We start from the raw sequence: 13,970 nt of genomic DNA on the forward strand, positions 1-13,970 counted from the left end.
CGGCGGCGGCCGGTACCACCGGCCGCCGCCACCCCCTCACACTTTCAACGACGGGAGCGACCGATGCCTGAGACCTCCGACCTGCTGCTCACCGATCAGGAGGTGCAGGCAGTCACGAACGAGCCGCTCTCCGCGGCACAGGCCGCCGCCGTCGCCGTCCAGGCAACCGAGGCCGTCCGCGACCGCTGCGGATGGCGAGTCGCCAAGCCTGCCGACGAGACGTTCACCCTGTCATCGCGAGGCGGACGTCTGCTGTTCCTGCCGAGCCTGCATGTGAACAGCGTCGCCACCCTCACCGAGAACGGCGAACCCCTCACCGCCGGCACCGACTTCGACTGGGACGAGAACGGCGTCATCGAACGCATCGGCCGCCGCTGGCCGCGCGGCCGCCGACTCATCGTCGCCACCATCAACCACGGCTACGACACCTGCCCCGGCGGCATCGCTCAAGCCATCGCCGCCGCTGTCGCCCGCGGCGTCCTCGCCCCGGCCGGAGGCATCGCCTCCGAGACCGCGATCGGGCAATCGATCGTCTACTCCCGGATGTCTGCCGGCGGGCTTGCCGCCGGCGCCATGTTCGTCGACGACGAGTTCACCCGCATCGACGAACACCGACTGAGGGCAAGCCGATGAGACTTCGGCAGAGCTTCACTCCGCACACCGTCACCGTCCGCGACCTGACCGGCGCCGGCGGCATGGGGCAGCGGCACGCCGACCCGCGCGAGGTCGCAGACGTCTGGGTCGTCGACGAACGCCTCGTGGTCATCGACGACGTCGGGACCGAGGTCGTCTCCAACACGCAGGTCTCCACGAACGTCGAGGAGATCATTCCGCTCGGCTCCCTCGTCACCGTCTGGAAAGGCGAACCGGGGGAGCGGCAGGCGAAGGTCGTGAAGATCAGCGTCTTCCGGCACAACCGGCTCCCGCAATCCCGAACCCTGTTCCTCACCTGATCGGAGGCGATCGTGAACCTGAAGCCGATTCTCACGATCGTCGAGAAGGCGGCGCAGGACGCGATGCGCAAGACCGGCCGGGAACTGCTGAAGCGCTCGAACGAACTCGCCCCGGTCGATGACCGTGACCTGATCAAGTCCGGGAAGGTCGTCGTCGACGACCTCAGCGTGACCGTCCGATACACCGCCCCGCACGCCGTGTTCCAGCACGAGCACCTCGACTGGGAGCACGACGACGGCGGGAGCGCGAAGTTCCTCGAGCGGGCCTCCGACGAGATCGACATCGGCGCCGCAGTGGCCGAAGCAGTACGGGAGGCACTCGGGTGAGTGACGCAACTCTGAAGACAACCCTGTGCGAGATCCTCGGCAGCATCGACGGCTTCGAATGGAGCACCGACCCGTACACCGCCGACGTCGTCGGTGTGTTCTACGGCCGCATCGAGGAAACCCCCGATCGCGCTGTCGGCGTCCGCCTCTACGGCTCGAGCGACACCCGCGATCTCACCCGACGCAAGGCGCAGATCTGGGTGCGAGGCGCGCGCGGTGAACGCGACAGCGCCGACCGCATCGCGGACGACGTGTTCGCGCGCTTCGACAAGCTCTCCCGCGAGGGAGGGATCCTCGGCATCCGCCGCGAATCCATGTCGGACCAAGGGTCCGACGACAACGGCCGCGAGCAGCGGTCGGAGAACTACACCATCACCCTCGACAACAAGGAGGCTCTGCAATGAGCACACAGCCACTTCCCGCCGGTACGACGCTCGGGCAGAGCTTCGAGTACGGCATCGACATCAACATCGGCACGTTCGCGTCGCCGACCTGGCAGCCGGTCCGCCGCATCTCCGGGTGGGCGCCGACCTTCCCGAAGGTCACGCAGGACGACGGCACGTACGACGACCGCGGTGCACCGAGCGAGGGCGTCTCTGGTCGCGGCTTCGCCGGGGCATTCACCGTCCAGGCGAACCGGTCCCTCACCTCGGGCCTGTACCTTCCCGAGGTGGAGGCGATCGTCAACGCATCGCGCCGCAAGGGCGAGCAGGCGATCCTCGACATCCGGTTCTACCACAAGCCGGACTCCGGCACCCCGCACCCGACGGATGCCGGCCGCGCGTCGGTGACCGTCGAGTCCAGCCGGCAGAACACCGGCAACGCCGAGATCGATGTGTTCTCGGTGTCCCTCACGGGCAAGGGCGAGTACACGCCCATCCCCAACCCGTTCACCGGGTGGAACGACAACCCCACGCCGGCGATCTCCTCGATCTCTCCGGCCGGTCAGATTGCGACGAAGATGATCACCCTCACCGGTGTCGGCTTCCTCGGCGCGACCGACGTGAAGTTCGCCGCGGTGTCGGCGACCGCGTTCACCGTCGTCTCGGCGACCATGATCGTCGCCACCGTCCCCGCCGGGACCGCGGGCAGCGTCAACGTGACCGTCATCACCCCTGTCGGCACCTCGGTGGCCTTCGCATACACGCGCGGCGCCTGACCTCGACCCGGAGGCCCGGGTGCGCTCACGCGCCCGGGCCTCTGGTTCCACCGATGTGTCCGTCAGCTGGACGCGACGCGTCCACCTCTGACCACCCACGACGAAAGGTCTCCGCATGACCTCCGCGACCGCGACCGCGACCGACTTCGCCGACTGGGCGATCCCCGCGCTGACCCTGCCGCCGCTTCCCACCCGAGACGGCGAGCCGCGCGTCTTCGTGATCCAGCCGCCCAGCGTCGGCGACGTGAGCAAGCTCCTCGCCTGCGCAGTGCGCGGAGAGGTCAAGCTCGGCATCGTCAAAGGACCGATCCCCGCTGGCGTGCAGGAGATCCTCGACTCGATCTCGCCCGATGAGCACCCCGCCCTCGGCTCCACCTATCAGGAGATGGTGGACGCCGGCGTCCACCCCGACACGATCGGGCGCGCCGCCTATTACAGCGTCTTCTACTGGACCCGCGGCCGCGACTGGGCCGACGGTCTCGCCGTCCTCCTCTGGGGCCGCGAGCAGGGCAACGAAGGCGAGGCGGGAGAGACCGCCCCAAAAGACTAGAGACGGCCGAGGACTGGGCGCCGTACGGCCGAGGTGGTGAGCCCGACGCCGACGGTTGGTATCCCGACTATGCGAAGGTGCCGACCCGGCTCCGCCCCGCCAAAGTCGCCCCGGCCGTCACCGGCACACCGATCGATACCTCATGGCTGGCGATCGTGAACCACTGGCGCATCGTCGTCGCCGAGCTCATGGAGCGCGGCGTCGACCTGTACGCCGCCGACGTTCGCGCCCGCCCGTGGCCGGGAGTCCGGACGCTGATCTTCTCACTCATCGACTCCGACACCCGGCTCCGCGCCGCACTGCGAAGGGACACCGATGAACAAGCTGACCGTCGCTGACCTCGAGGTACTGTTCACCGCCAACGTCGACCGTGTGGAGAAGGCCGAGAAGCAGGTCGTCGCCATCGGCAAGAAGATCGAGGCGAACCCGCTCAAGCTCGGCTCTGACGCCAAGGGCGTTCTCGGTGACATGGACCGCGTCGAGAAGGCGGTCAAGAAACTCGTCTCTGAGCGGGCCGTCCTCAAGCTCGACGCCGACGTCTCCCGCGCCGAGAAGAACCTCGAGCGCGCCGTCGACAAGCTCGAAGACCTCCACATCCGCGCAGAGGGTGGACTCGACGTCACCGCCGACGTGAAGCGCGCCGAGGCATCGATCCAGCGCATCGAGCGGATGCTCGACGGCCTGAAGCAGGCCCGCAACGCCGTGGACGTAGAGGTCGACGCCGAGCCGGCAGAGACCGGACTGAAGCGATTCCTCAGCCTGTTCAAGCGCAAGACCGAGGAGGCCGGCGCGGAAGGCGGTCGCTCGCTCGGCCAGGGACTCGACGCCGCCACCCGTGGCGCCGGCGAGAAGGTCGGCCAGGTCGTCGGCGGCGAGATCGAGTCGACCCTCGTCGACGCCCTGTCCGCGATCCCCATCGCCGGCGGCATCGTGATCGCCGGCTACGCGATCGGCAAGGCCGTGATCGGCGCCATGCAGGACGGCCTCGCCGTCGAGCAGCGCACCGACCGGCTGCAGGGGCTCACCGGTATCAGCGAAGCCGACGCTCTCCGTCTCGGTCGCGCATCGGGCGAGGCGTACGCGAACAACTTCGGCGAGTCGATCGAATCCAACATGGACGCGACCCGGCTCGCCTTGCAGTTCCGCATCCTGGACCCGTCTGCAACAACGCGCGACGCGCAGCAGGTCGTGCAAGGGCTCGCGGGAATCGCCGACGTCCTCAGCGAGGACGTGCGCCCCACCGCGCAGGCGGTCACGCAACTGCTCAGCAACGGACTCGCGAAGAACGCACAAGAAGCGTTCGACCTGATCGCCGCCGGCGCCCGCAACGGCATGAACCGTAACGAGGATCTGCTCGACACCCTCACCGAGTACCCATCGCTGTTCAAGCGCCTCGGACTCTCCGGCGAGGAAGCACTCGGCCTGATCAATCAGGGCATGCGGGCCGGAGCGCGGAACAGCGATCTCGCCGCGGATGCGCTGAAGGAGTTCCAGATCCGCGCCACGGACGCGTCCGTGCTGTCGGCAGAGTCGTTCACCAACCTTGGGTTGAACGCCGAGGAGATGACGGCGAAGATCGCCCGAGGCGGCCAGGAGGCCCGCGACGGACTCGCTCAGGTGCTGACCAAGCTCCGCGAGACCGAAGACCCGGTGCTCCGCAACGCAGCCGCCGTGGGTCTGTTCGGCACGCAGGCGGAAGACCTCGGCGAGGCGCTGTTTGCAATGGATCTGACTACGGCCGTCGCTCAACTTGATGGCGTCGCCGGATCCGCGCAGCGGATGTTCGACACCCTCGCGGGCAACGACGCGTCGAAGATCGAGCAGGCACAGCGGAACATCGAAGTCGCCGCCGATGGAATCAAGGGAGCCCTCGCCTCCGTGTTCGCCGAGCCTCTGGGCGATTTCGCCGATTGGGTATCACAGAACCGCGGGCCGATCCTTCAGTTCTTCCAAGACCTGCTGAACGGAGCGATCGACTTCGGCATCTCCGCTACGGAGTCCTTCGGGTCGTTCGTGTCGGGGCCGCTCGCGGAGATGGTCGATGGCGTGGCAAGCCTCATCGATTTCTTCAACGGTGGCGAAGGTCGGCCGAAGGAACTCGACGACCTGGCCGACGGGATGCGCGGTTTCGAGAGCACGACCGATGCCGCGGTGGTCAAGCTGGAAGAGATGCGCGGCCAGTTCAACGACTTCACCGACCCGCTCGTCGCACTCGGCTACGTCAACGACGCCGCCCTGCGCACCGCGGACGCGGTGTCCAAGGTCGGCACCGCCGCCAGCGACGGAGCATCCCTGATGGGAGAGTTCACGACCGCGCAAGACGGTTCGGTGCGAGCGAGCGGCGAACTCAAGGCGCAACTCGATGCCTCGGCGGAAGCTCTGCGCATCGAGTACGAAGCGGCCGTGGCGGCGGGGGAGTCTCAAGAGAACCTGCAAGGGCGCTATGCCGCGACGCGGGATGCTCTGATGGGTCAATTGACCGCGATGGGGATGACGCGCGAGGAAGCTCAAGCGCTCATCGACACCGTGCTGCAGACTCCCGAGGAGGCGTCGACGTTCTACAGTTCGAACGCTGACGCGGAGACGTGGAAGGTCGACAACCTCGGCAACCGGATCATCACTCTGCCCGATGGCAGCGCGGTGATCTACGCCGACGCGTCGCCGGCATCGTCCACGGTCGACCGGCTCATCACCACGAACAGCGGTCGACAGATCTGGGTGAAGGTGTTTGCCGACGGCTCGGGGTTCAAGCTCCCCGGCGGCCGCGCCGTGACCGCCCAGGCTCAGGGGTCGGTGCTCGAGTTCATGGCCGAGGGCGGTCTGACTCCGATGCAGTCGATCGCGCAGATGGTGCCGGCGAACACCTGGCGTGTGGTCGGTGATCGCAGTGACGTTCCAGAGGCGTTCATCCCGCTCGATGGATCGCCTCGTTCGATGGCGATCCTCGGCGAGACCATGCGGCGCATGGGCGTTACTCCGATGGCTGCCGGCGGAATCAGCGGAGCCGGAACGGTTGTCGACCTGCAGGCGGTCGTCAACGAGATCCGCGCGTTGCGTGCCAACCTCAGCCGGCCGAACGTCGCGATCAACCACCCGGATTCAAGCGATCCGAAGTCCGATGCGTGGGAAGCCGCGCAGATCCTTGGAATCGATGTGTAGGAGGCCGATGTGTACTCGGTGAACGGCGTCCCTCTGGATAACCCGGTGTTCGGCTGGATCCTTCGGGCGCCGACTGAGCCGCTGTCGTCGTTCACGTTCGATCGCGCGTCGATGGAGCGAGCGGGCCGGGACGGGGTGGTGGCGGGGCTTCCTGCCACCACCGGCCCGGTCTCGCTTCGGTTTATCGTGCAGACTCCACGCGCGAACCTCGAGACGCTCATCGCCGTCTTCGCCGCCGGCGGCGTTCTCGCGGTGACCGCCAACACTGGGCGCGAGGTTTCGTACGAGACCCTCAGCCACACGCCGACCGGTCACGGTCCCGCCGATGCGGTCGTGGACGCGACGTTCCTGATCCGCCTGCCCTCCGTGTTCTGGCGGGACAAGACGGAATCGACCACGACCGGAGCTCTGACGAGTGCGTCTATTCCCGTGCGGCTGTTCGGGATGGCTCCGATGCCGGGGGCGGTGCCGGTCGCGCGGAACGAGGCGGTCAACCCCTCCTTCGAGGCTCCTGGCGCGGCGCTTGTGCATGCGACCAACCTGGCGCTGAATCCGAACGCAGCCCCTGCGGGGGCTGCTGGATTCCGCTCCAACAACGTCGCGGTTTGGACGGTCACCCGTCAGACCGTGGGCGCTTCCACTAACCCGCAGGGCATCACGACTCGCGCCGCATCTGCTTTCAACGGCGCTCAGAACAACCCCTTCATCATGAACATGTACGACATCGATGGCAACGGGAACGTCGGTCCAGCCAGCGTCGCCGGTGCGTGGTTCTACGTGCCCGCGGGTGGATATGAGGCGTGGCTCGGTTCGTCCTCAGAAACGGTTCGGACCCCGCTCCCGGGCAGCACATGGGTGTGGGTCACTGGAACGTCGGCAGCGAACTCTTACATGGGCGCGTACGTCTCCAAGGTCTCGGGCAACGCCGGTGCATCGGATATCGCCTACATCACCGGAGTTACCTCGCTGGTGGGGACCGTGCCACCGAAGGCCACAATCGCGGGAGGGGTCGCCTACCCGTCCACGGCTGCACCTGACCCCGACCTCGTCACCGCCTTCACCGCGACAGCCAACTCGTCCACCAGCACGCTATCTGGCGTGGCGCCTGCGGCACTCTCGGGCGGGATCGCGACGGCATTCCCGGTTCAGTCCGGCGCGTGGTCGTCTGACCGGGCGAAGTCCCTCAGGGTCGTCCCCAAGGGTGACAACGCGGGCAGCTATGGCCAACTCGTGGCCGCTGGCCTCACGACGGGGAAGACGTACACGCTCATGGTGAAGGCTCGCCTCGCAGCGATCCAATCCGGAACCCTGCACGGCAACGCACGCCGGTTCTACACCGGCTTTGACGTGAACAACTTCGCAACCGCACCGAACGCCGTGGGAGTGCACGACCTGAGGATCGTGGTGACCGCCACCGCGGCGTCTACCGCTGTCATCTTCTACAACGGTTCCCTCTCCACCGACATGTGGTGGGATGACCTCGCGATCGTCGAAGGCAACTACACCGGTCCCGCATTCAACGGAAGCACCCCGGCGTCATCGTCCCGGGTGTACCTGTGGGATGCCACACCGGACGGATCAGCCTCTGCGGCCTGGGATCGCTCGTCGATCAACGGCGGACTCTCGGCGCCGGTCGCCGACGCGGTGATCCGCGTGCAGGGCGCCGCCGGCGGGATTCAGATCGTCGACTCGTCTGGTGCATGGGCGTCGCTGCCGACCGTGACCGCTGGCCAGTGGGTGCGGTTCGAGTGCGCCACAGGGCGGGCGTTCATCACGACGTCGGACACCTGGACCGGCGGCACGGACGTCTCTGGGCTGGTCGACTTCGGCGGGCCGCGTGGCGTTTTCGAGATCACGCCGGTCCTGACGCCTGGTGATCCATCGACCCGGTTCGGTCAGGTCACGGTCACCACGACGTCCCGCAGCGGGGCGTCGGTTGCTGTGCGCGGGAGAGCCGCGTACCTGCTCTAACCCACGGAGGTTCGCGTGTTCGATATCCGGTTGCGTGAATACACTCCCGCCGGCGTCAAGGGGCGTGTTCTCCCCACGTCGGAGATCCTGCCGACGGACGCCGAGTCTGCCACCGGTCGGCTCACCTTCACCACCACAGCGAAGGTGGCCGGCCGGCTGGAAGCGCCGTTCGTCGTCGGCCTCGAATACAACACCGGCGGCAAGACGTGGAAGCGTCCCCGCAACGACCTGTTCGTGGTGCTCGAAGACGCGGAGGACGCGGCTGATCAGAACGACGTGATGCGGTTCACTGCTCAGTCCTACGTCGGCTGGCTGCTGTCGCAGGCGCTGCACTGGTGGAACGCGACCACGAAGGACGGGCACCGGTGCGACTACGACGCGACCCCCGGGAAGCTGATTCGCGGGTTCATCGCTGAGGCAAAGGGTCGCGGCTGGGGTCCGACCGTGACGACGGACTTCACGGACACCGCCGATTCGCTCGGGCAGTCATGGCAGGCCACCGATCAGATCAAGATGACCGTCGACTTCTGGAAACCACTCTCAGCCCTGGTGCAGTCCTGGACGGAACAGGGGCATTTCGAATGGTGGTCCGAGGGAACGACGCTGCGCCTCGCCCGCGTCGGATCCGGAGTCGACAGGACTGAATCGATCGTCCTCGGCGGTCCCGGCTTCACCGCCGCGCCCGCGAAGACCGACTTCAATGGCACCTTCTCCACCCTGGTACTGCTGCCCGATCAGACCGCGGCGACGCACACGACGAATGTCGGCGCTGACACCCGGTTCGGGAACCTGGAAACGTCGATGTCGCTGTCGGGCGTGAAGGATCACCCGACGGCCGTGCGTCAGGCGCAGCCGGTGATGGACGCGAACCGGGCCAAGAAGCTCGAACTCTCCTACGACTGGACCCCGGACGCCGGCGGCCCGGTCCCGTGGGACGACTTCACGATCGGCGATCTGATCACCGCACGCCGCAAGACCGGTCGACAGCCGCAGCGCGTCATAGGCATGCAGGTGTCCAAGCGCGGCGACGCCGTGACCTGCCGAGTCATCGTCGGGTCGAAGCTCGTCGGGCTGCAGGCGAAGATCGCGAAGCGAGTCGGCTCCGTCGGCTCCGGGATGATCATCGGCGGATCCGGTTCAACGATCCCCTCGAACCCCGGCCCCGCGCCGAGCGAGCCCGCCGTCCCCACGGGGCTGCACGTCGACTCGAACGTCGGGTCGTGGCGGCCCGACGGTTCCGCAGTCTCCACGGTGCAGATCGGGTGGGGCGCAGTCGCGACGTCCACGGACGGATCGGCACTTGACATCGCCGAATACGAGGTGGCCTCGCGCACCGCGTCCGGAGTGCTGCAGACGGACACGTTCACAGCGGGCATCACCGCTGCGCTCACTGACTGGGAGCCGGGTGTCGCTCGGTACGTCGCGGTCCGAGCTCGCTCCGTCGCCCGAGTATGGGGCGACTGGTCCGCGGAGATCTCCGTCACCCCGACCGTCCCGTCGTCGATCATCCCGAAGCCGCCGGTCGGTCTGGCCGTCGCGTCGAACGTGGGCGCGTTCCTCCCGGACGGTCGGGCGGTGGCGACCGTCACCGTGACTTGGACACCGGTCACGATGTCCCTGGATAACGTGCCGGTCGACGTCGCGGAGTACACCTTCCGGGTAGGGCAGGAGGCGCAGCGCGTCACGGGTCCCTCGGCGACGTTCACGATTCCGTCCGGCAGGCTGGTGTCGGTCACGGCGCAGGCGCGCACGACGCTCGACGTCTGGGGCGATCCGTCCGTCGCGCTGAACGTCACCGGTGCGAACCCCGCGGGTACTCTCGCGGCCCCATCCGTCCCGATCCTCACCACTGGACTCAACACGGTGCAGGCCCGCTGGAACGGACTGCTCGGCACCACTGCGCCGCCCGCCGGATTCGGATCGGTCGTCGTCGACACGGCGCCGGCGGAAACCGGCCCGTGGACCCAGGTGGGTTCGTCGTTGACCGGCGCGGACGTGCGCGGAGTCAAGTCGACCCTAGGCGCCACAGTCTGGGTACGCCTCCGATCCCTCGACACGCTCGGCCGCCCCGGCGGGACATCAGCGGCCGCATCGATCGTCGTCACCGGGGTCACCGGTCCCGACATCGAAGCTGACTCGATCACCGGAAACCACGTCACCGCGGGAACGCTCAGCGTGAACCATGTCGAACCGGCATTCGGTGACTCGCTGAGCCTGAACGGCAACGCGTCCATCAACCTGCTCGCCGGTCGAGCGGATGCCGCCGCCGAGTCGATCACCTCTCAGCAGGCCGAGCTTGACGCGCAGGCCGCGCAACTCGCGGCCAATCAGGCGGCGACGGAAGCGGCGCAGAACGGTGCGTCCTCGGCGGGCATCGCGGCCGCGGCGGCTCAAGCTGCAGCGGCCGCGGCGCAGGCCGGCGTCGACAATCTGTCGTTGGCTCTGACGATCACTCCGACGGACGTGCGAATCTCGCGGCCGGGTTCCCCGGTCGCGTTGCATCTGTCGAACACGGATGCCTCGTTCCGGCGGAACGGTGTCGCGCAGACGTGGTGGGACGAGAACCAGATGGTCGTACCGAAGCTGAAGGCATCGCAGGTCGTCGTCGGTCAGACGGTCATCACCGAGGGCGGTGGCCGCACCACCTGGCAGCGCCTGTAACCAATCACCCCGAGAGGCCACCCCGCACGCCGCGGGGTGGCCTCTCCGCATACCCGGAGGTTTCCCCGTGACGGATCGGATCGTCTGGAACAAGACCTCCCCATCGACGCAGTTCGTCCTCGAGGCGGACTACGTCGGCATGTCCATCGACGGCAATTACTCGATGGTCGACTGCTTCGTTCGGGCAGTGAACACCGGCAACACGTCCTCCTATGACGGCGGCGACGGCGTCCATCACGGGTATGTCGAAGGCGTTGGCACCTTCGCGTGGCGGCAGGCTCAACCGTTCATGCCTTCGGGCTATCAGAACGGGCAACTCCGCTGGCGTGTAGGCGGGCGCGTGCACATCGGCCACAACGCCGACGGTACACGCGGCCCCGCCCGCGTGGTCATGGCCGTCTCGTACCCGGGCGTCGGCGACTCCGGGTTCTTCGACATCGGCCTGCCGACCATCCCGCGTGCCACGACTGGAAGCTTCTCCGGCGGCGGCACGTTCGACGCCGGCACGGCGAAGACGATCAGCCTGCCGCGCGCGTCGAGCATGTTCACTCACGACGTGACGTTCCAGTTCGGCACCCAGACCGGCACCATCGCCACCGGCGCCGGGGTCTCCGCCGCCTGGACACCGCCGCTCACCCTGCTCGCCCAGATCCCGAACGCCGTCGAGGGCACCGGCAAGATCACCGTCGTCACGAAGAACGGCACGACCGTCATCGGGTCGAAGGAGACCGCGTTCACGCTGCGCGCAGGTCCGGGCATCGTTCCCACGATCTCCGCGATCAACGCTCTCGACGACAACCCCGACACCACCTCGCTGATCGGCGGGTATGTCCAGGGCCAGTCGCGACTCAAGGCCACCGTCACGGCCGCCGGCGTGCAGGGCTCGACGATCGCGTCCTCGCAGGTCACCGTCGACGGGACCACTGTGACCTCCGGAACGGCGATGCCGCTCCCGATCTCCGGAACTCGCGCGGTCGCCGCAGCCGTGGTCGACTCTCGTGGTCGCACCGGCACGGCATCCGGGACTGTCGCGGTGCTGCCGTACAGCGTCCCGCAGATCAACACGTTCACCGCCGAGCGGTGCACCGCCGCCGGCGTCGCCGACGTCAACGGCGTCTACCTGAAGATCACGCTCAACGCCTCGGTGTCCTCGCTTGTCGTCGGCACGGAGAAGAACGCGCTGACCGTGCGCGTTCACACCCGCGAGCGTGGCACCGGCCCGTGGACAGCCCGCAACGTCATCGCCACCGGCCTGACGTACAACTCCTCGGTGGTCATCACTGGCGGCGGGATCTTCCTGACGACGAAGGCGTGGGACGTCAAGGTCGAAGCGGCCGACAAGCTGCAGAAGTCCGAGGACTACTACCTCGCCCCAACCGCCGGCGCTGTGCTGGATGCGACGCCGACGAAGCAGGCGTTCGGGAAGATGGTCGAGGACTCCGGACCTGCCTCCCAGATCCAGGGGCCGGCACGCGTGTACGGCACGCTCGACAGCGACGAACGCATGACCGCTCCAGAGGTCTACCAGGGTGCGGCGCGTGTCGAGCCAGTCGGCATCCTCACCGCGTTCGCCGGCGCTACCGCGCCGGCGGGCTGGCTGCTCTGCGATGGCGCGGCCGTGTCGCGTACGACCTACGCCGCACTGTTCGCGGTGATCGGCACCGCGTACGGCGTCGGCAACGGCTCGAGCACCTTCAACGTGCCCGACTTCCGCGGGCGCGCGCCGGTTGGATTTGACGGCACGCAGGCGGAGTTCAACGCGCTCGGGAAGACGGGCGGCACGAAGACGCACCTGCTGACGATCGACGAGATCCCCTCGCACAGCCACTCGACACGAGCCGACATCAACGCCTACCCGGGCGGCGTCACGTCCTCGCTGTACTTCGGCACGAACACGCCGTCGCACGCCGCGTACGGCGGGCTGATCGGCAGCACCGGTGGCGGCCTCCCGCACAACAACCTGCAGCCGTTCCTCACCGTCAACCACATCATCAAGGCCCAGTAGGAGGCACCTCATCATGGCGACAACGAATCAGCACATCAACGCGCGCAACGACCCGGACCTGCTCGACCGGTTCGTCGCCGCCGCCGAGCAGGCCAACGTTGAGAACGCATCCGCATGGGTGCAGGCGCGCATGGGGCGACTCGTCAGCGTCGTCGTCGAAGTCGGCGGCGAAGGTGCAGGCGACGACAAGACCGTCTCCGACGTGCACGCATACGCAGACGAGGTCCGTGACGCGCACCTCGCGGCGACCCCGGCCCGCCCCGGTGCGAACCTCTCCGCAGTGACGGACGCGAACCTCACGACGGCGATCACCGCCGTGCAGACTGCCGAGGCATCCTGATGGCTCGCTATGAGAACGGCCGCATCCCGTTCGATGTGCTCGTGCACCTCGGCGGCGAGCACTACCTGACGCCGGGGACCGCTGCGAAGTTCATCGCGATGCGTGCCGACGTGTGGGAGAACGAAGGCGTCTGGCTCGAGATCAGTCCCGGCGCGAACGGATACCGCTGGTTCGAGAAGCAGGAAGAGGCGTACCGAGACGAGCCTGACGGCAACGCCGCGTACCCGGGCTCCTCGTCGCACGGCGGAGAGTACAACGGCCGCGACGCGATGGCGGTCGACATTGGCAACTGGGGGCGGCTGGGCCGCGCCCTGTTCTACCACTACGCCCGCAAGCACGGCTTCGAGCCGGACGTCTTCGACTGGGAGCCCTGGCACCTCATCGACTGGGAGCCCTGGGCCGCCGCGCCCGCCACCGCCACACCCGCACCGAAACCACGAAGGAAGAGGAACACCATGACCGAAGCTGCATACCGCACCCCCGGCGGCACCATCGCAATCCAGGGCCGCCTCGGCGGCGCGCTCACTCTGCTCGACGACCCCGACGAGTGGACCGGCATCCACCAGGCGACCGGCGCCGCAACCTGGGGCATCAGCGAGGACAAGCTGAACTACCTCGTCGGCCACTACGGCACCGTGCCCGCCGGCCTCTACGACACCGGCCGAGAGCCGCTGCGCATCCTCGCACCTGCCGAGGGGGGAGCGTCGCGCTATGGCGCGCTCGGTGGCCGCGCCTGGCCGCTGACGAACGTCCGCGACCTTGCCGCGCTGCAGCGGCAGGCCGCCGAGGTGGTCGTCATGGCGCAGTCCGAGATCGACGCCGCGCTCGCGTGGCGCAACTTCTGA

13 protein-coding genes are annotated in these 13,970 nt (G+C 67.8%); all 13 read left to right on the forward strand.

Features of this window, described 5'->3' with window-relative positions:
* Nucleotides 1-63: 63 nt before the first annotated feature.
* The 13 genes from CUR96_RS10180 to CUR96_RS10240 all read left to right on the forward strand — a co-directional run bounded on the left by CUR96_RS10180 (nt 64) and on the right by CUR96_RS10240 (nt 13,970).
* Entirely contained in the window at nt 64-633 is a 570-nt protein-coding gene (locus CUR96_RS10180; RefSeq protein WP_102193206.1) for a hypothetical protein, read from the forward strand.
* Entirely contained in the window at nt 630-953 is a 324-nt protein-coding gene (locus tag CUR96_RS10185) for a hypothetical protein (protein ID WP_102193207.1), read from the forward strand. The genes CUR96_RS10180 and CUR96_RS10185 overlap by 4 nt, the downstream gene beginning before the upstream one ends.
* Nucleotides 954-965: 12 nt before the next feature.
* Nucleotides 966-1,280: an HK97 gp10 family phage protein gene (locus tag CUR96_RS10190; RefSeq protein ID WP_102193208.1), complete on the forward strand. Its 315-nt coding sequence runs from the start codon at nt 966-968 to the stop codon at nt 1,278-1,280.
* Entirely contained in the window at nt 1,277-1,684 is a 408-nt protein-coding gene (locus tag CUR96_RS10195; RefSeq protein ID WP_102193209.1) for a minor capsid protein, read from the forward strand. The genes CUR96_RS10190 and CUR96_RS10195 overlap by 4 nt, the downstream gene beginning before the upstream one ends.
* Nucleotides 1,681-2,439: a phage tail tube protein gene (locus CUR96_RS10200; RefSeq protein ID WP_102193210.1), complete on the forward strand. Its 759-nt coding sequence runs from the start codon at nt 1,681-1,683 to the stop codon at nt 2,437-2,439. The genes CUR96_RS10195 and CUR96_RS10200 overlap by 4 nt, the downstream gene beginning before the upstream one ends.
* 115 nt (nt 2,440-2,554) lie before the next feature.
* Nucleotides 2,555-2,989 (forward strand): DUF7426 family protein, encoded by a 435-nt coding sequence (locus tag CUR96_RS10205; protein WP_102193211.1) that lies wholly within the window; start codon nt 2,555-2,557, stop codon nt 2,987-2,989.
* 77 nt (nt 2,990-3,066) lie between these two features.
* Entirely contained in the window at nt 3,067-3,327 is a 261-nt protein-coding gene (locus CUR96_RS10210; protein ID WP_102193212.1) for a hypothetical protein, read from the forward strand.
* Entirely contained in the window at nt 3,305-6,148 is a 2,844-nt protein-coding gene (locus CUR96_RS10215) for a phage tail tape measure protein (protein ID WP_102193213.1), read from the forward strand. Before CUR96_RS10210 ends, CUR96_RS10215 begins: the two co-directional genes overlap by 23 nt.
* Nucleotides 6,149-6,157: 9 nt before the next feature.
* On the forward strand, nt 6,158-8,119 hold the full coding sequence (locus tag CUR96_RS10220; RefSeq protein ID WP_102193214.1) for a hypothetical protein: 1,962 nt from the start codon (nt 6,158-6,160) through the stop codon (nt 8,117-8,119).
* A gap of 15 nt (nt 8,120-8,134) precedes the next feature.
* Complete coding sequence (locus CUR96_RS10225) at nt 8,135-10,780, forward strand: hypothetical protein (RefSeq protein ID WP_102193215.1); 2,646 nt, start codon at nt 8,135-8,137, stop codon at nt 10,778-10,780.
* Between the two features lie 67 nt (nt 10,781-10,847).
* Nucleotides 10,848-12,785, forward strand: a complete 1,938-nt coding sequence (locus tag CUR96_RS10230) for a DUF859 family phage minor structural protein (protein WP_102193216.1) — start codon at nt 10,848-10,850, stop codon at nt 12,783-12,785.
* A gap of 13 nt (nt 12,786-12,798) precedes the next feature.
* A complete protein-coding gene (locus CUR96_RS10235) occupies nt 12,799-13,125 on the forward strand; it encodes a hypothetical protein (protein ID WP_102193217.1) in 327 nt (108 codons plus the stop codon).
* Entirely contained in the window at nt 13,125-13,970 is an 846-nt protein-coding gene (locus CUR96_RS10240; RefSeq protein WP_102193218.1) for a hypothetical protein, read from the forward strand. Before CUR96_RS10235 ends, CUR96_RS10240 begins: the two co-directional genes overlap by 1 nt.

Origin of the sequence: Microbacterium aurantiacum (genome assembly GCF_002872075.1) — a bacterium.
Classification (GTDB): Bacteria; Actinomycetota; Actinomycetes; order Actinomycetales; family Microbacteriaceae; genus Microbacterium; species Microbacterium aurantiacum_A.

Excerpts from the sequence above, each read along its gene's own strand:
- CUR96_RS10180 (WP_102193206.1), top strand. The coding sequence starts at position 64 with ATGCCTGAGACCTCCGACCTGCTGCTCACCGATCAGGAGGTGCAGGCA.
- CUR96_RS10185 (WP_102193207.1), top strand. The coding sequence starts at position 630 with ATGAGACTTCGGCAGAGCTTCACTCCGCACACCGTCACCGTCCGCGAC.
- CUR96_RS10200 (WP_102193210.1), top strand. The coding sequence starts at position 1,681 with ATGAGCACACAGCCACTTCCCGCCGGTACGACGCTCGGGCAGAGCTTC.
- CUR96_RS10205 (WP_102193211.1), top strand. The coding sequence starts at position 2,555 with ATGACCTCCGCGACCGCGACCGCGACCGACTTCGCCGACTGGGCGATC.
- CUR96_RS10215 (WP_102193213.1), top strand. The coding sequence starts at position 3,305 with ATGAACAAGCTGACCGTCGCTGACCTCGAGGTACTGTTCACCGCCAAC.
- CUR96_RS10235 (WP_102193217.1), top strand. The coding sequence starts at position 12,799 with ATGGCGACAACGAATCAGCACATCAACGCGCGCAACGACCCGGACCTG.
- CUR96_RS10240 (WP_102193218.1), top strand. The coding sequence starts at position 13,125 with ATGGCTCGCTATGAGAACGGCCGCATCCCGTTCGATGTGCTCGTGCAC.